The sequence below is a fragment of the Pseudomonas sp. SG-MS2 genome (genome assembly GCF_009933855.1).
Taxonomy (GTDB): domain Bacteria; phylum Pseudomonadota; class Gammaproteobacteria; order Pseudomonadales; family Pseudomonadaceae; genus Aquipseudomonas; species Aquipseudomonas putida_E.
In genome coordinates this window covers 1-16398 of sequence record NZ_MOMO01000124.1, presented here as the reverse complement: position 1 = coordinate 16398, position 16398 = coordinate 1, and the positions used below count along the sequence as shown (strand labels likewise).

Below are 16398 nucleotides of genomic sequence, written 5' to 3'. Positions count from 1 at the left end.
TCCTTAGGTCAAGAAATACTGCAGCAGGTCATTGAGGAACAACTGGCCGCGTGGCGTGGCCACCAACCGATCCGGTTCGACCTGCAAAAGGCCTTTTTGTTCGGCGGCGCGGCGGGCCTCGGCCAGTTGCGCCAGTGGCAAGCCGGTACGCTGGCTGAACAGCTCGGCTTCTACGCCATCGGTCAGGCGCAGCGCGTTCATCAGGAACTCGAACGGCAGCTCGTCCACCGGCAGCAGCTTTTCGCCGGCCTTGAACGGCTTGGCCAGGTTCAGGTAGTCCTTGGGCAAGCGGGTTTTCCAGGTGCGCAGGATACGGCCGTCGGCAAAGGTCAGCTTGCCGTGGGCGCCGGCGCCGATGCCGATGAAATCGCCAAAGCGCCAGTAATTGAGGTTGTGCTTGGCAGCACGCCCCGCCTGGGCATAGGCCGAAACCTCATACTGCTTGTAGCCGTGCGCCGCCATCAGTGCCTGGCCGGCCTCCTGAATGTCCCAAAGGATGTCGTCCTCGGGCAGTTCAGGTGGTTGGTTCCAGAACACCGTGTTCGGCTCCACGGTCAGCTGGTACCAGGACAGGTGCGTTGGCCCCAGGTCGATGGCCTGGCGCAGGTCGCCCAACGCATCGTCCAGTGACTGATCCGGAAGGCCGTGCATCAGGTCCATGTTGAAGTTGTCGAAGCCGGCCGCCCGGGCCATGCCCGCTGCGCGAATGGCTTCGTCGCCATTGTGGATGCGCCCAAGCGCCTGCAGTTTGGCCGGCTGGAAGCTTTGCACGCCAATCGACAGGCGATTGATGCCCGTCTGCCGGTACGCCTTGAACTTCTCCTGCTCGAACGTCCCTGGGTTGGCTTCCAGCGTGATTTCAATGTCCGGCGCGAAGGGGATGCGTTGCTCCACGCCGCGCAGCAACCTGCCAAGGGCATTGGCGCTGAACAGGCTAGGGGTGCCGCCGCCGAAGAAGATCGACGAAATTGGCCTTCCCTGAACCGCAGGCAGCTCTTGGTCTAGGTCGGTCAGCAGGGCATCGACATAGGCCTCTTCCGGAAGCTCAGGCCCAGCTGCATGGGAGTTGAAGTCGCAGTAAGGGCATTTGCGCACGCACCACGGTATGTGGATGTACAGTGCCAAAGGTGGCAACGTGGCGAAACCCGCTACGCCAGGCTGGCGCGGCTGGGTGGACAACAATTCGATCATGCCAGGCCCAGACGTTGGCGCAGCAGGGCCATGGCGCGGGCGCGGTGGCTGAGCTGGTTCTTGTCGGCAGGCGCGAGGTCGGCGCTCGAGCAGTTGCGCTCAGGCACCCAGAACAGCGGGTCATAGCCAAAGCCTTGATCGCCGCTGGCTTCGAACATGATGCGCCCATGCCACAGGCCTTCGCAGAGGATGGGCAGTGGATCGTCGGCGTGGCGTACCAGTGCCAGCACACAGACGAACTGGGCGCCGCGCTGATCTTGCGGTACATCCTTGAGTGCTTCGAGCAGCTTGGCGTTGTTTGCCGCATCGCCCTTGCCGTCGGCATAGCGCGCCGAGTAGATGCCCGGCGCGCCACCGAGAAAGTCGACCGCCAGGCCAGAGTCGTCGGCCAGCGCGGGCAGCCCGGAGATGCGTGCAGCGTTGCGCGCCTTGAGGATGGCGTTCTCGACGAACGACAGGCCGGTTTCTTCGGGTTCTACCTGGCTGAACTCACCAATCGAGCGCAGTTGCACGGTCTGGCCGAGCATGGCCTGAAGTTCCTTGAGTTTGCCGGCATTGTGGCTGGCCAATACGAGTTGCTGGAGATTCATCATTCGCCTGGGAACACTTCCTGGTTGAAGCTGAGTTTATGGCTGACCCCGCCGGTTTCGACATTCAGGTCGAAGGTCAGCGTCTCGGCCTGTTGGATCTTGAACTGGGCGATGTAGTAGATCGCGCCTCGATCGGTAATCTGCTTGAACGACAGCGGGTTGCTGCGCCCGGTGAGGTCTTTTACCGTGCCGCTGACCACCGCCATGGCGGGTTTGCTGGCCTTGAGCACGGCGATGTTGAGCACCCCCTGATTCTTGCTGCGGACAAGCCCAGTGGCGGCGGCAATGTCCGGCTGCAGCATGCTGGAGGTGAAGGCGCTGTAGTGCACCGTCACGTCGCCGAACACTTCCTTGCGCTCGGGTTTGGCGGCATCGGCAGCCAGTACCGGCAGCGCCAGGCACAAGCTGATCAGAAACAGGGCTAGGCGACGCATGGTGCGATTCCTCTGCTGGGCGTCAGACCGCGAGCTGGTGCTCCTGCAGGCCGGGGCTACTGACGCGGTAAATGCCGATTTCCCCTAACAGATTAGGCCAAAGCCGGCCGCCCCACCCATTGCGGTGCAAGTGGTCGACGGCCAGGCGGTCCAGGACCTTGGCGCGGCGCTCATGGCACAGCTGTTCGAAGTCGGCAAAGGTGCAGAAGTGGATGTTCGGGGTGTTGTACCAGGTGTACGGCATGAAGTCCGAAACCGGCATGCGGCCTTTGGTCGCCAGGTACCAGCGGCAACGCCAGTGGCCGAAGTTGGGGAAGGTGATGATGCACTGGCGGCCCACACGCAGCATCTCGTCGAGGATGCGGTCGGGGTACTCCACGGCCTGCAGGGCCTGGGTCATGATCACTACGTCAAAGCTGTTGCTGGCGAAGTTGCCCAGGCCCTTGTCCAGGTCCTGCTCGATGACGTTGACGCCTTTGGCCACACAGGCGGCGATGTTGTCGGGGTCGATCTCCAGGCCGTAGCCAGTGACCTGCTTGCGATCACGCAGCGAAGCCAGCAGCTCGCCACTGCCGCAGCCCAGGTCGAGTACCCGGCTGCCGGCGGGAATCCAGTCGTGGATGATTTCCAGGTCGGCTCTCATGCTGTCCTCAGATGGCGATGCGGTTCATGTAGTTCGCGAAACCCTGCATGTAGCGAGGCGTGGGGATCAGGAAGGCATCGTGCCCGTAAGGAGAGTCGATCTCCAGATAACAGACGTTCTTGCGTGCCGCCATCAGGGCATCGACGATCTCGCGCGAGCGGGCCGGCGAGAAACGCCAGTCGGTGGTGAACGACATGATGCAGTAGTCGGCTGTGACGTGGGCCAGGGTCGCGGCCAGGTCGCCGCCATTGGCCGCCGCCGGGTCGAAGTAATCCAGCGCCTTGGTCATCAGCAGGTAGGTGTTGGCGTCGAAGCGGCCAGAGAACTCTTCGCCCTGATAGCGCAGGTAGCTCTCGACCTGGAATTCGACGCTGTGGAAGTCGTAATTGAGCTTGTCGCTCTTGAGCTCCCGGCCAAACTTTTCCCCCATCGAGTCGTCGGACAGGTAGGTGATATGCCCGACCATACGCGCCAGCATCAGGCCACGCTTGGGGATCACGCCCTGGTCCTGGAACGAGCCGCCGTGGAATTCGGGGTCGGTGAGGATGGCCTGGCGCGCCACTTCGTTGAAGGCAATGTTCTGGGCCGACAACTTTGGTGCCGAGGCGATATCGACGCAGTGGCGCACGCGGTCGGGGTAGGTCATGGTCCATTGCAGGGCCTGCATGCCGCCGAGGCTGCCGCCGACAATGGCCGCCCACTGCCGGATGCCCAAGCGATCGGCAAGGCGTGCCTGGCTGTGTACCCAGTCTTCAACGGTCAGTACCGGGAAATCGGCGCCATACGGCTTGCCGGTGGCGGGGTTGACGCTGCTGGGGCCGGTGCTGCCGTTGCAGCCACCGAGGTTGTTCAGGCTGACCACGAAGAAACGGTTGGTGTCGATCGGCTTGCCAGGGCCGATGCAGCTGTCCCACCAGCCGGGCTTGCGGTCGGTGGTGGCGTGGTAGCCGGCCGCGTGGTGATGGCCAGAGAGGGCATGGCAGATCAGCACAGCATTGCTTGCGCTGGCGTTCAGGGTGCCATAGGTCTCGTAGACCAGCTCGTAGCTGGCCAAAGAACGGCCACAGGCCAGGGCCAGCGGTTCATCGAACCGGGCTGTTTGCGGTGTAACCAGACCGACGGAATCTTCGGGAAGGACAGTGGACATCGACCCTGCTCACGCTTGACGGAGGCGTAAGTCTAAAGAGCGCTACCCCCAGCGGCAAGCAAAGGCTTGCCGCCGGGAACAACAGGGCTCAGATCATCCGCCACAGTTCCTGTGGCATGCCGGCATAGGCTGCCAGCGGCGGCATGACAAACGATTGCAGCACCTGGATCGCGATGAAGGCGAAGATCGGCGAAATGTCCATGCCGCCCAGGCTGGGCACGATACGGCGGAACGGCGCCAGCACGGGTTCGCTGATCTGGTAGGCCAGCTCGGCCGCAGGATTGTGGCTGTTCGGCGCGACCCAGGACACGATCACCATGACGATCATCGCGACCCAGAAAATCTTCAGGAACAGCGAGGTGATGCCGATGATCGCCCACATCAGCAGGTGCAGCACATCACCGAAGGTGCCGTAGGTCACCATCAGCACAAAGCCCATCAGCAGAGCCTGGATCACCACCGCCAGCAGCAGAGACGAGGTATCGAGGCCGCCGACGCTTGGGATGATGCGACGGATCGGTTTGAGCAGCGGTTGCGTGGCGCGCACCGCGAACTGGCACAGCGGGTTGTAGAAGTTGGCTTTTACCAGCTGCAGCACGAAGCGCAGCAGGACGATCACCAGATACAGGCTGACCAGGGTTTGCACCACGAAAATCGCGGCGCCCGACAATGCATTCATCTAATACTCCTTATTTGCCCAATTGCTCGGCCAGCTCGGCAGAACGCTGCGCCGCGGCTGCCAGTGCCTGCTCGACGATGGCTTCGAAACCGTTGCTCTGGAACGACTTGATTGCGGCCTCTGTGGTGCCGGCTGGCGAAGTGACCCGGCGACGCAGCTCGGCGGCGTCAACGTCACTGGCCACCGCCATGTGCGCGGCACCCAGCGCGGTCTGCAGGGTCAGCTGGGTAGCGGTTTCGCGTGGCAGGCCAAGCTTCTCGCCGGCGGCAGTCATGGCTTCGATCAGCAGGAAGAAATAGGCCGGACCGCTGCCCGAGACAGCTGTAACGGCATCGAGCTGGTGTTCATGCTCAAGCCACAAGGCGGTGCCGACGGCCGATAGCAGCTGCTCGGCCTGCTGGTGCTGTGTGCTGGTCACTTCGGCGGTGGCATACAGCCCGCTTACGCCTTGGCGCAGCAGGGCCGGCGTGTTGGGCATGCAGCGCACTACCGGGCGGGTGCCGAGCCAGGCCTGCAGGCTGGCGCAGGTGATGCCGGCGGCAATCGAAACGATCAGCTGGCCATCCTGCAGGTTCGGCTGCAGGGCCTCGCAGACGGTTTTCATCACCTGCGGTTTGACTGCCAGGACGATCACGTCAGCCCCGACGATGGCCTGTGCGTTGTCTTCGAATACCTCGATACCGTGCTCGGCCTGGACCCGGGTGCGGGTTTCGGCGCCTGGATCGCTGGCGCGGATCTGCGTGGCGTCCAGGCCCTGGGCGCGCAGGCCGCCGATCAGGCTGGCAGCCATGTTGCCGGCGCCGATGAAGGCAATACGTGTCTTGCTCATGTCAGGTCCTTGAGGGAAAGAGTGAGTAAAGCATGGAATCAGGCGGGGCCGTAGCTGCGGGCGCCGAACAGGGCGGTGCCGATACGCACCCAGGTCGCACCCTGCGCGATCGCGGCTTCCAGGTCGTGGCTCATGCCCATGGACAGGGTGTCCAAGCCAAGATTCAGGCCCTCCTGCAGCTGGCGCAGGCTAGCGAAGGCGGCTTCTTGCTCGGCGCGGTCTTCGCTGGGTTCGGGGATCGCCATCAGCCCGCGCAGGCGCAGGTTGGGCAGTGCGGCCACGGCATTGGCCAGTGCCGGCAGGTCCTCGGGGGCGCACCCCGATTTGCTGTCCTCGCCGCTGACATTCACCTGCAGGCAGATGTTCAGAGGCGGCAGGCCTGGGGGGCGTTGTTCAGACAGGCGTTGGGCGATCTTCAGGCGGTCCACGGAGTGTACCCAGTCGAAATGCTCGGCAATTGCTTTGGTCTTGTTCGACTGAATGGGGCCGATGAAGTGCCAGATCAAGGGCAAGTCCCGCAGGTCCTCCTGCTTGGCCAGGGCTTCCTGCAGATAGTTTTCACCGACATCGCGTACACCTGCGGCATGCAGCTCGCGGATGGCACTGGCCGGTTTGGTCTTGCTGACGGCCAGCAACTGAAGGCTGGCCGGGTCGCGTCCAGCGGCCTTGGCTGCGCTATCGATACGGGCGGCAAGGGCGCAAAGGTTGTCTGCTATGGTGGACATGGATCGATGCCGTTGGCTCAGGAGTCAGCGGCATTCTACCTGCTTGATGGCTGTTGGGGAGTCTCATGGACGTGACTGACCTGTTGGCCCGGGCTGGCGATGCAGGGGCGAGTGACCTGCACCTGGCCGCGGGCGAGATACCGATGCTGCGCGTGGATGGTGAGCTGCGGCGCATGGCGCTTCCGAACTTGACGCCAGCGGCGTTGACCGATGCCCTGGCGCCGCTGCTCGATGAGTGCCGGCGCCAGCAGTGGGCGCAAGGTGATGAGCAGGACCTGGCACTGGAGCTGCCCTCGCTCGGGCGCTTTCGCCTGAACCTGTTCCGCCAGTTGAATGGCCCGGCGGCCACCTTTCGCTTGATTCCAAAACGGATTGCGACGCTCGACGAGCTTGACCTGGAAGATGTGTTTCGGTCTGTTGCACAGTGGGCTGACGGCCTGATTCTGCTCGGCGGGCCTACCGGCAGTGGAAAATCCAGCACCTTGGCGACGCTGATCGATCAGCTGAACCGGCAGCGGTCCTTGCACATCATCACCCTCGAGGACCCTGTCGAAGTTATCCACAACAGCCAGCGAAGCCTGATCAATCAGCGAGAAATCGGTCGGCATTGCCGCGACTTTTCCCAAGGGCTGCGCAGCGCGCTGCGTCAGGATCCGGATGTGATCGTCATAGGCGAATTGCGCGACCTGGAGACGATTCGCCTGGCGTTGCGCGCTGCGGAGACCGGGCACCTGGTGCTGGCAACGGTGCATACGCGCTCGGCTGCTGGCAGTGTCGACCGGCTGGTGGAGGTGTTTGCCGCCGAGGAGAAACCGCTGGTGCGAGCGATGTTGGCGGAGTCGCTGCGTATGGTTGTGGCGCAGGTGCTGGTCAAGTGTGTGCGGGGTGGGCGGGTGGCTGCCCGGGAGGTGCTGGTGGGAACGCCTGCGGTGCGCAACCTGATCCGCGAGGGGCGCATGGCGCAATTGAATTCGGTGATGCAGACGGGTGCTGCGCAGGGCATGCGGACGATGGAGGGGGCGTTGCAGCGATTGAAGACCGAAGGGTTGATCGGGGCCGTGTAGCAGTGGCCCCAGCAATCCATCGGTTGCCTGGCCAGGTCAGCGCTTGGCCAGGGCCAACTGCTGCGGCGCCTTCGGCAACACCCGCTTGGCCACGACATAGTGCTTCTGCCAGTAAGGCTTGCTCAGGTTGTCGATGCTCACCCGCTTGCCGCGGCGCGGTGCATGGATGAAGCGATCGTTGCCCAGGTAGATGGCTACGTGGTTGACGCGGCGGCTCTTGATGTTGAAGAAGATCAGGTCGCCAGGCTTGAGATCGCTTTTGGCCACCTTCACGCCGTGGCCCTTTGCCATGGCATTGGAGGTGCGCGGCAAGTCGACATCAGCCACGTCATTGAAGGCGTACTTGACCAGCCCGCTGCAGTCGAAGCCTTTTTTAGGGCTGCTGCCGCCCCAAACATAAGGGGTGCCGAGCACATTCACGGCGCGGCTGAGCACGTCGCTGCTCTGTTTCGGCGACATGGCAGCCACTGGCACCTGGCCGGCGTTGTTGGCGCGTGCACGCAAGGCGGTGTGCTTGCTGGGCACGTGTTTCACCGTGGCATTGGTGGTATAGCCGGTGAAACCGTTGGGAAGACGTTGCTCACGGTTGGTGGCGTGGGCGGCCAGGGGCAATAATAGGCAGAGGGTCAGCCATGTCTTGAACAAAGGCGGCATAGATGAAGCTCTTGTGAAGTTTTGGTGTTGGTTTTGGTATTGGCGCGCAACTTTATAACAGCTTTTTGATCAATTTCTGATCCGTTTGTCGATTGTCATGCTGCCGTACGTCGGCCTGCGACGCAAAAGTCACATTTTTTTTTAGAAAATTTTCGGCTAACCCATGGGGGCTATGAATGAACAGTTATGAACAAGGAGCGCCGTTTCACGACACCCATAGCAAGGTCATCGGCTATCTGTTGTGGATTTTCGGCTTCACGGGCTCGCATCGTTTCTACTACGGCAAGCCGATCACCGGAACAATCTGGTTCTTCACCCTGGGCCTGCTTGGCATAGGCTGGCTGATCGACCTGTTCCTGATCCCGTCGATGGACCGCGAGGCTGACTTGCGTTTTCAGTCTGGGCGCATCGACTACAACATTGCCTGGGTACTGCTGACCTTCCTCGGCATCTTTGGCGTGCATCGCCTGTACCAGGGCAAGTGGATCACCGCGATCATCTACTTCTTCACCGGTGGCCTGTTCCTGGTGGGTGTGCTGTATGACTTCTGGACGCTGAACAGCCAGGTTTCCCAAGCCAACGCTGAACGCCGTTGAGCACAAAAAAGGCCTTGTCACGCTGAGCGACAAGGCCTTATTCGTTACTGGCGGGTCTGCCGCTGCTGCAGTAGCAGGTTACTGAACCCCGCTCCGGCCAGTTGCTTCTGCGCACCGGTCAACTGCTCACGGTTGCTGTATGGGCCGACCAGCACGCGGTACCAGGTTTCATCCTTGACCGTGCCCGACTCCACCTTCACCGTCTGGCCCAACAGGATGATCTGCGCCCGCACCTTGTCGGCGTCGGCCTGTTTGCGGAACGAGCCGGCCTGAAGGAAGTACTGCGTGGTAGCCGCAGGTTTGATCACTGGCGGAGCCGGGGGGGGCGTCTGGCCCAACAGTGCAGCCTGGGCGCGCGCGGTATCGATTTTCGCCGCTTCGGCAGGTGTGACCGGGGTGACCGGCTGGGCTGGGACAGGCGGCGTCTTCTCAGGCACGGCTTCTGGCGGCACGATCACTTCCGACTCGGGCAGCAGGGTGTAGAAGTCATACTTGGGCTTTACCGGCTGCTGCGTAGCGGCCGCGGTTGATTTGCCCGCCTCGGCAACTTTCTCCGGCTTCTGCTGCTCGGGCTTGGCGCGCTTGATATCGCCACCGCCAGGCTCGAGCTTCATCAGGAAGACGATGAAGGCGCCGACCGTCAGGCCGACCGCCAGCCATATCCAGCCGGGGATCGGCTGTTTGGCCGGTGCCTGGGTGCGGCTTGCACCGCGCTTGGGAGCTGGTTTTTTCTTGGCAGCCAACTTACATGCGCTCCAGGGTTTCCAGGCCGAGCAGTTCCAGACCTTGCTTGAGGGTGCGACCCGTCAGGGCTGCCAGGCGCAGGCGGCTCTGCTGTTGCTCGGGGGTTTCGGCGGCGAGGATCGGGCAATTCTCGTAGAAGCTGGAGAACAGGCCGGCCAGGTCGTACAGGTAGGTGCACAACACATGCGGGGTGCCCTTGTCCGCGACGTTGTTGAGGATCTCGCCGAATTGCGCCAGGCGTGCAGCCAGGTCCTGCTCGTGTGCAGCCTGCAGGACGATGTGGCCTTCCACCTCGTCGAAGCCCTTGCCCAGCTTGCGGAACACGCCGGCCACGCGGGTGTAGGCGTACAGCAGGTAGGGCGCGGTGTTGCCTTCGAAGTTGAGCATCAGCTCAAAGTTGAAGCTGTAGTCGCTGGTGCGGTGCTTGGACAGGTCTGCGTATTTCACCGCGCCGATACCGACCACTTCACCGATGTGGCGCAATTCGTCCTCGGCCAGGCTCGGGTTTTTCTCCTTGACCAGTGCGTAGGCACGTTCCTTGGCCTCGGTGAGCAGGTCGATCAGCTTCACGGTGCCGCCGTCACGGGTCTTGAACGGGCGGCCATCGGCGCCGTTCATGGTGCCGAAGCCCATGTGTTCCATTTGCATCGGGTGGCCGACGAAACCGGCGCGGCGCGCCACTTCGAACACCTGGTTGAAGTGCAGTGCCTGGCGCTGGTCGACGAAGTACAGCGCGCGGTCGGCCTTGAGCACATTGCTGCGGTAGCGCACGGCAGCCAGGTCGGTGGTGGCGTACAGGTAGCCGCCGTCGGCCTTCTGCACGATCACGGGCAGCGGCTCGCCTTCGCTGTTCTTGAACTCTTCGAGGAACACGCACTGGGCGCCTTGGTCCTCGACCAGCAGGCCTTTGGCCTTGAGGTCGGCAACCACGTTGGCGAGGTCGGCGTTATAGGCGCTTTCGCCCATCACGTCGGCCATGGTCAGTTTGACGTTGAGCAGCTCGTAGGTTTTCTGGCAGTGCGACAGCGAAATGTCCTTGAAGCGCGTCCACAGCGCCATGCACTCAGGGTCGCCGGCCTGCAGCTTGACCACCAGGCCGCGGGCGCGGGTGGCGAATTCTTCGGACTCGTCGAAGCGCTTCTTGGCGGCGCGGTAGAAGTTCTCCAGGTCGGACAGCTCGTCGCTGGTGATCGGGTTTTCTTCCAGATAGGCCAGCAGCATGCCGAACTGAGTACCCCAGTCGCCCACGTGGTTCTGGCGGATGACCTGGTCACCCAGGAACTCCAGCACGCGGGCGACGCTGTCACCGATGATGGTGGAGCGCAGGTGGCCGACGTGCATCTCTTTGGCCAGGTTCGGTGCCGACATGTCGATCACCACCTTCTGCGCAGGGCCAGCCTTGCGCGCACCCAGGTGCGCATCGGCAAGGGCGGCGTCCAGGCGGTTGGCCAGGGCGTCGGTGTTCTGGAAGAAGTTCAGAAAGCCTGGGCCTGCGATCTCGACCTTGCTGATGTCGGCACTGGCCGGCAGGGCTGCAATCAGCTTTTCGGCGAGGTCGCGCGGCTTCATGCCAGCCGGCTTGGCCAGCATCATTGCGATGTTGCTGGCGAAGTCGCCGTGGGTCTTGTCCCGGGCGTTTTCCACCTGGATCGCCGGCGACAGCCCTTCAGGCAGCACACCGTCGGTGACGAGTTGGGTGAGGGCTTGCTGGATCAGCTGGCGAATGGTGTCTTTCATGGGGATCTCTTTTCGACCGCTAGCGCGGTGGAGCGCCTGGGTGCGCAGGTGGAAAAACTGGGCATTATCCGTTGCTGGGGCCGGGTTGCCAACCTTTGAGCTGCAAGCTTCAAGCTGCAAGAACAAACGCCATCGCCCGGCCTGCTCTTGCTCTTGCTCTTGCTCTTGCTCTTGCTCTTGCTCTTGCTTGTAGCTTGCAGCTTGCAGCTTACAGCTCAATATAGGTCGACCGGGTCGACATCCAGCGACCAGCGTACTTGCCGCCCGCCTGGAAGCTGCTCCAACACTAGCAACCAGGCACTGATCAGTCGATGCAGCGGTGCCCGGGTTTCGGCCTGGATCAGCAATTGCGCACGGAAGCGCCCGGCCTTGCGCTCCATCGGAGCAGGCACCGGGCCCAACAGTTCAATGCCGGGCAAGCGCTGCTCGGTCACCAGGCGCTGCGCGGCGTTGCAGGCTTCGTCGAGAAAACCTTCGGCCTGCCCTGGCTTGTGCGCTTCGGCGCGCAGCAGGGCAAGGTGGGAATACGGTGGCAGGCCAGCGGCGCGGCGCTCGTCCAGGGCCTGTTCGGCAAAGGCGAAGTAGCCTTGCTCGGTCAGTTGCACCAGCAACGGGTGGTCGGCCAGGTGCGTCTGGATGACCACTTTGCCGGGTTCCTCGGCACGCCCCGCGCGCCCGGCGACCTGCACGATGAGCTGGGCCATGCGCTCGGTGGCGCGGAAGTCGCCGGAGAACAACCCGCCATCAGCATCGAGAATCGCGACCAAGGTCACCCGCGGAAAGTGATGCCCCTTGGCCAGCATCTGCGTCCCGACCAGGATGCTCGGCTGGCCGCGCTGAATGGTGCTGAACAAATTGTGCATCGCGTCCTTGCGCGCCGTGCTGTCGCGGTCGACCCGCAGGATCGGGTAATCGGGGAACAGTACCTTCAGACGTTCCTCGGCGCGCTCGGTGCCTGCACCTACCGGGCGCAAGTCGACATGGTCGCACTTGGGGCACTGGTGCGGGAGGCGTTCGTCGTACCCGCAATGGTGGCAGCGCAGTACGCCGGCGCGCTGATGCACGGTCATGCGGGCATCGCAGCGCGGGCATTCGCTGAGCCAGCCGCAGTCGTGGCACAGCAGCGTCGGGGCGAAACCGCGGCGGTTGAGGAAAACCAGCACCTGCTGGCCTGCTTCCAGTGTCTGGCGGATGGCCTGTTGCAGCGGGCCGCTGATGCCGCTGTCCAGCGGCAGGCTTTTCACATCCAGGCGTAACATGCGTGGCGGGCGCGCGCCTCCTGCGCGCTGGTTCATGCGCAGCAGGCGGTAGCGGCCGGTCAGGGCATTGTGCAGGGTTTCCAGCGACGGGGTGGCCGAGCCGAGCAGGATCGGGATGTTCTCCTGGTGAGCGCGCACCATCGCCAGGTCGCGGGCGTGGTAGCGCAGGCCTTCCTGCTGCTTATAAGAGCCGTCATGTTCTTCGTCGATGATGATCAGGCCCGGGTTCTTCATGGGAGTGAACAGCGCCGAGCGCGTGCCGATGATGATATCCGCCTCGCCATCTCGCGCCGCCAGCCAGGCGTCGAGGCGTTCGCGGTCATTGACGGCCGAATGCACCAAGGCGATGCGTGCGTTGAAACGCTGTTCGAAGCGCGCCAGGGTTTGCGGGCCGAGGTTGATTTCCGGGATGAGCACCAGCGCTTGCTTGCCGGCTTCCAGGGTTTCGCGGATCAGTTGCAGGTAGACCTCGGTCTTGCCGCTGCCGGTAACGCCGGCCAGGAGGAACGCATTGAAGCTGCCAAAGCCATCGCGCACGGCCTCGAAGGCCACTCGCTGTTCTTCGTTGAGCGGCAGTTCCGGCTGGGCCAGCCAGTGTTCATGGCGTTGATCCGGCAGGTGGCGGCGTACTTCGAGCTGAACCAAGTCCTTGGCCAGTAACAGGTCAAGGCTGTCCTTGTTAAGGTTGAGCTTGCTCAGCAGGCTGTGCGCAACGCCGTGCGGGTGTTGCGCCAGCGTTCTGAGGGCGTCCCGCTGGCGCGGTGCGCGGGCGATGCGCGGGTCTTCCAGGCGGGCACCTGGGGCCACGTGCCAAAAGCGCTCCTGGCGCATCTCGGCCGGCTCGCCCTGGCGCAGCAAGGTGGGCAAGGCCCAGCTCAGGGTGTCGCCGAGGCTGTGCTGGTAGTACTGGGCCGTCCACAGGCACAGCTTGAACAGCGGCGCCGGCACCGGTGAAACCGGGTCGAGCAGGGCGCTGGCCGGTTTAAGCTTGTCGGCAGGGACCTCGCTGTGGTCGCAGACCTCCACCAGCACGCCGATCATCTCGCGGCGGCCGAACGGCACCCGGATGCGCATTCCCGGGGTGAGTGCCTGGCGCGCCATGCTCGCCGGCGCCCTGTAGTCGAACAGGCGACGCAGGGGGGAGGGCAGGGCAAGGCGCAGGATGACGTCGGACACGCGTAAGGTCTCGCAGGGCGTTTCGAAGACTGGCGAGCCTATCAGACGACAGTCGGTGCAAGCGACAACTTGCGTCGACGCGGCGCTCTGGTATTATTCCCCGCCTAATTACGTGCGGTATTCAACAATTGGTGTTGGGTGGCGGCACGCAGCTCGAGGAAGTGACCATGAAAGCTGATATTCATCCGAACTACGAAGCAGTTGCTGTGACCTGCAGCTGCGGCAACAAATTCGAAACCCGTTCGACCCTGGGCAGCACCCTGGCGATCGACGTTTGCAACCTGTGCCACCCGTTCTACACCGGTAAGCAGAAAGTGCTGGACACCGGTGGTCGCGTTCAGCGCTTCGCCGATCGCTTCGGTATGTTCGGTACCAAGAAGTAATCATGCGCATGGCGAATCCTTCGGGCTTCGCGTTGTTGCTGAAAAAGGCGCCCCTTGTGGGCGCCTTTTTTGTGGGCGCGCTCTGGCAAGTGCCGGCCCTGGCGTTTTGCCCATTGCCGGACAGGCCGCAGATCGTGGCGGTGCGTCAGGTGGTCGATGGCGATACCCTGCGCCTTACCGATGGTCGCAGCGTGCGCATGATTGGCATCAACGCCCCGGAGATAGGGCGCAAGGGGCGCACCAGCGAACCTTTTGCCGAGGCCGCCAAGCGGCGTTTGCAAGCCTTGGTCAAAGCCAGCGACGGCCGTGTCGGCTTGGTGCTCGGCGTCGAGCCCAAGGACAAGTACGGCCGCACGCTGGCACACGTTTACGCCCGCAGTGGCGACAATCTTGAAGCCCGATTGCTTGGCGAAGGGCTTGGCTATCGCGTCGCGGTTGCGCCCAATGTGCGTTTGGTGGCGTGCCAGCGAGTGGCCGAGCAATCGGCGCGCAAGGCAGGCGCTGGCCTTTGGCGCCCTTCACCGGTACTTCGCGCCAGCCAGGTTCGCCAGTCGGGCTTCGCGGTGATCGGCGGCAGCATCCGGAATATTGCACGCAATCGCGGTGGAGTCTGGCTGGAACTTGAAACTGACGTGGTGCTGCAGGTTCCCGCTCGTCTGCAACGCAACTTCCCCGTCGGCTTCTTCGATAACCTCAAAGGACGCCAGGTCGAGGCGCGGGGTTGGGTGCTGGATCGTTCCCGCAAGGGTGGGCTCAAGCCGGGGCAGCGACGCTGGGTGTTGCCAATCACCGATCCGAGCATGCTGGAACGCATTTCAAGCTGAAAAGATGTAGACATTTCGCTATTGGATTGTACACACTGTTGTTCGAATGCCCCCGTGTGTTATAGCGTAAAGTCGTAGGCTAAAGGCCTTGACACAAGTGACCGACCAGTCTTGTGGCTCCCCGGCTCTTTGCGTATCCTCGGCGGTCCGTCAGAACAGTAAATAGCGGAATGCCCACCATGTCAGACCTGAAAACCGCCGCTCTCGAATACCACGCTCAACCTCGTCCGGGGAAACTGAGCGTCGAGCTCTCCAAGCCCACCGCCACCGCCCGCGATCTCGCCCTGGCCTACAGCCCAGGTGTTGCAGAACCGGTGCGTGAAATCGGCCGTGATCCTGAGCTGGCCTACAAATACACTGGCAAGGGCAACCTTGTTGCAGTTATTTCCGATGGCACCGCCATCCTCGGTCTGGGTGACCTTGGCCCACTGGCTTCCAAGCCGGTCATGGAAGGCAAGGGCGTTCTGTTCAAGCGTTTCGCCGGTATCGACGTGTTCGATATCGAAGTCGAGTCGGAAAGCCCGCAAGCTTTCATCGACACCGTTCGCCGCATCTCGATCACCTTCGGTGGCATCAACCTCGAAGACATCAAGGCACCCGAGTGCTTCGAAATCGAGCGCACCCTGATCGAGCAGTGCGATATTCCGGTGTTCCACGATGACCAGCACGGCACCGCTATCGTTACCGCTGCCGGCATGATCAACGCCCTGGAAATCGCGGGCAAGAAGCTCGAAGACGCCAAGATCGTCTGCCTGGGTGCCGGCGCTGCCGCCATCTCTTGCATGAAGCTGCTGGTCAGCATGGGCGCCAAGGTCGAAAACATCTTCATGATCGACCGTAGCGGCGTGATCCACGCTGGCCGTGACGACCTGAACCAGTACAAGGCCCAGTTCGCTCACGCTACCGACAAGCGCACCCTGGCTGATGCCCTGGACGGTGCCGATGTGTTCGTTGGCCTGTCCGGCCCGAACCTGCTGAGCGCGGAAGGCCTGAAATCGATGGCTGCCAACCCGATCGTGTTCGCCTGCTCGAACCCGGACCCTGAGATCTCGCCAGAGCTGGCTCATGCCACCCGCAACGATGTGATCATGGCTACCGGTCGTTCCGACTACCCGAACCAGGTCAACAACGTGCTGGGCTTCCCGTTCATCTTCCGTGGTGCCCTGGACGTTCGCGCCAAGCGTATCAACGAAGAAATGAAGATCGCCGCCGCTATCGCCCTGAAGGACCTGGCCAAGCTGCCGGTGCCTAAGGAAGTTTGCGAAGCCTATGGCGTTGAAGGCCTGGAATTCGGCCGTGAGTACATCATTCCGAAGCCGCTGGACGCACGCCTGATCACCGTCGTTTCCGATGCCGTAGCCAAGGCTGCCATCGAATCCGGCGTGGCTACCCTGCCATATCCGAAGCACTACCCGCTCAACAGCGTTGACGAAGTATTCAACGGCTGAAGCAGGGTGCAAAAAAGAACCGGCTCATATGAGCCGGTTTTTTTTTGGGTTCAAGCTGCAAGCTGTCGGCTCAGAACAAATCCATGGGCGCCGCTTCATCGGCCGGCAGCGGGCTGCCCGGCGCTGCACCGTTGCCCAGTTCATCCACCGATGGTGGCGAATCTTCAGCCTTGAACAGTTCGAAATACGCGTTAGGCGTGCTCGGGGAGGCCGCACGGCCGCTGACCGGGTCGACACGCAGGCTGAGGATGCCTTCCGGTTCTGCAGGCGGGTGG

General features: G+C 62.7%; 18 protein-coding genes. 5 read left to right on the top strand and 13 right to left on the bottom strand.

From position 1 onward, the window contains the following. Positions 1-3: 3 nt before the first annotated feature. The 8 genes from hemW to BLX42_RS09980 form a co-directional block, all read right to left on the bottom strand. Positions 4-1191, bottom strand: coding sequence for a radical SAM family heme chaperone HemW (gene hemW / locus BLX42_RS10015; protein ID WP_046787036.1), 1188 nt, complete (start codon positions 1189-1191; stop codon positions 4-6). After that, positions 1188-1784 carry an RdgB/HAM1 family non-canonical purine NTP pyrophosphatase gene (rdgB, locus tag BLX42_RS10010; RefSeq protein WP_115273366.1) on the bottom strand — a complete coding sequence of 199 codons (597 nt, stop codon included), beginning with the start codon at positions 1782-1784 and terminating at the stop codon, positions 1188-1190. Before rdgB ends, hemW begins: the two co-directional genes overlap by 4 nt. Beyond that, on the bottom strand, positions 1781-2215 hold the full coding sequence (locus tag BLX42_RS10005) for a DUF4426 domain-containing protein (RefSeq protein WP_046787038.1): 435 nt from the start codon (positions 2213-2215) through the stop codon (positions 1781-1783). Before BLX42_RS10005 ends, rdgB begins: the two co-directional genes overlap by 4 nt. Positions 2216-2237: 22 nt before the next feature. Next, on the bottom strand, positions 2238-2858 hold the full coding sequence (metW, locus tag BLX42_RS10000) for a methionine biosynthesis protein MetW (RefSeq protein ID WP_012312310.1): 621 nt from the start codon (positions 2856-2858) through the stop codon (positions 2238-2240). 7 nt (positions 2859-2865) lie between these two features. Continuing rightward, a complete protein-coding gene (locus tag BLX42_RS09995) occupies positions 2866-4005 on the bottom strand; it encodes a homoserine O-acetyltransferase (RefSeq protein ID WP_046787039.1) in 1140 nt (379 codons plus the stop codon). An 88-nt stretch (positions 4006-4093) separates the two neighbouring features. Then, positions 4094-4684 (bottom strand): YggT family protein, encoded by a 591-nt coding sequence (locus BLX42_RS09990; protein WP_046787040.1) that lies wholly within the window; start codon positions 4682-4684, stop codon positions 4094-4096. A 10-nt stretch (positions 4685-4694) separates the two neighbouring features. Beyond that, positions 4695-5513 (bottom strand): pyrroline-5-carboxylate reductase, encoded by an 819-nt coding sequence (proC, locus tag BLX42_RS09985; protein WP_046787041.1) that lies wholly within the window; start codon positions 5511-5513, stop codon positions 4695-4697. 38 nt (positions 5514-5551) lie between these two features. Beyond that, positions 5552-6238: a YggS family pyridoxal phosphate-dependent enzyme gene (locus BLX42_RS09980; protein ID WP_161871704.1), complete on the bottom strand. Its 687-nt coding sequence runs from the start codon at positions 6236-6238 to the stop codon at positions 5552-5554. 65 nt (positions 6239-6303) lie between these two features. Here BLX42_RS09980 and BLX42_RS09975 point away from each other — a divergent pair, with 65 nt between their 5' ends. Further along, entirely contained in the window at positions 6304-7302 is a 999-nt protein-coding gene (locus BLX42_RS09975) for a type IV pilus twitching motility protein PilT (protein ID WP_161871703.1), read from the top strand. Between the two features lie 36 nt (positions 7303-7338). Here the strand turns inward: BLX42_RS09975 and BLX42_RS09970 are convergent, their stop codons facing one another. Next, on the bottom strand, positions 7339-7956 hold the full coding sequence (locus BLX42_RS09970; protein WP_046787044.1) for a C40 family peptidase: 618 nt from the start codon (positions 7954-7956) through the stop codon (positions 7339-7341). 176 nt (positions 7957-8132) lie between these two features. Here BLX42_RS09970 and BLX42_RS09965 point away from each other — a divergent pair, with 176 nt between their 5' ends. Beyond that, a complete protein-coding gene (locus tag BLX42_RS09965) occupies positions 8133-8552 on the top strand; it encodes a TM2 domain-containing protein (protein WP_039602507.1) in 420 nt (139 codons plus the stop codon). 44 nt (positions 8553-8596) lie between these two features. Here BLX42_RS09965 and BLX42_RS09960 read toward each other — a convergent pair whose 3' ends face one another. The 3 genes from BLX42_RS09960 to BLX42_RS09950 all read right to left on the bottom strand — a co-directional run bounded on the left by BLX42_RS09960 (position 8597) and on the right by BLX42_RS09950 (position 13468). Continuing rightward, entirely contained in the window at positions 8597-9295 is a 699-nt protein-coding gene (locus BLX42_RS09960) for an SPOR domain-containing protein (RefSeq protein ID WP_046787045.1), read from the bottom strand. Position 9296: 1 nt separating this feature from the next. Then, the gene (argS, locus tag BLX42_RS09955) at positions 9297-11033 is read right to left on the bottom strand and encodes an arginine--tRNA ligase (protein ID WP_046787046.1); all 1737 of its coding nucleotides are present in this window, start codon (positions 11031-11033) and stop codon (positions 9297-9299) included. A gap of 215 nt (positions 11034-11248) precedes the next feature. Continuing rightward, complete coding sequence (locus BLX42_RS09950) at positions 11249-13468, bottom strand: primosomal protein N' (RefSeq protein ID WP_161871702.1); 2220 nt, start codon at positions 13466-13468, stop codon at positions 11249-11251. Positions 13469-13635: 167 nt separating this feature from the next. Here BLX42_RS09950 and rpmE point away from each other — a divergent pair, with 167 nt between their 5' ends. The 3 genes from rpmE to BLX42_RS09935 all read left to right on the top strand — a co-directional run bounded on the left by rpmE (position 13636) and on the right by BLX42_RS09935 (position 16123). Beyond that, complete coding sequence (rpmE, locus tag BLX42_RS09945; protein ID WP_012312321.1) at positions 13636-13851, top strand: 50S ribosomal protein L31; 216 nt, start codon at positions 13636-13638, stop codon at positions 13849-13851. A gap of 2 nt (positions 13852-13853) precedes the next feature. Further along, positions 13854-14675, top strand: coding sequence for a thermonuclease family protein (locus BLX42_RS09940; RefSeq protein ID WP_046787048.1), 822 nt, complete (start codon positions 13854-13856; stop codon positions 14673-14675). Between the two features lie 179 nt (positions 14676-14854). Beyond that, the gene (locus tag BLX42_RS09935; RefSeq protein ID WP_039603148.1) at positions 14855-16123 is read left to right on the top strand and encodes a malic enzyme-like NAD(P)-binding protein; all 1269 of its coding nucleotides are present in this window, start codon (positions 14855-14857) and stop codon (positions 16121-16123) included. 70 nt (positions 16124-16193) lie between these two features. Here BLX42_RS09935 and BLX42_RS09930 read toward each other — a convergent pair. Then, positions 16194-16398 (bottom strand): hypothetical protein (locus tag BLX42_RS09930; RefSeq protein ID WP_161871701.1); only part of this gene is annotated, 205 nt, incomplete at its 5' end.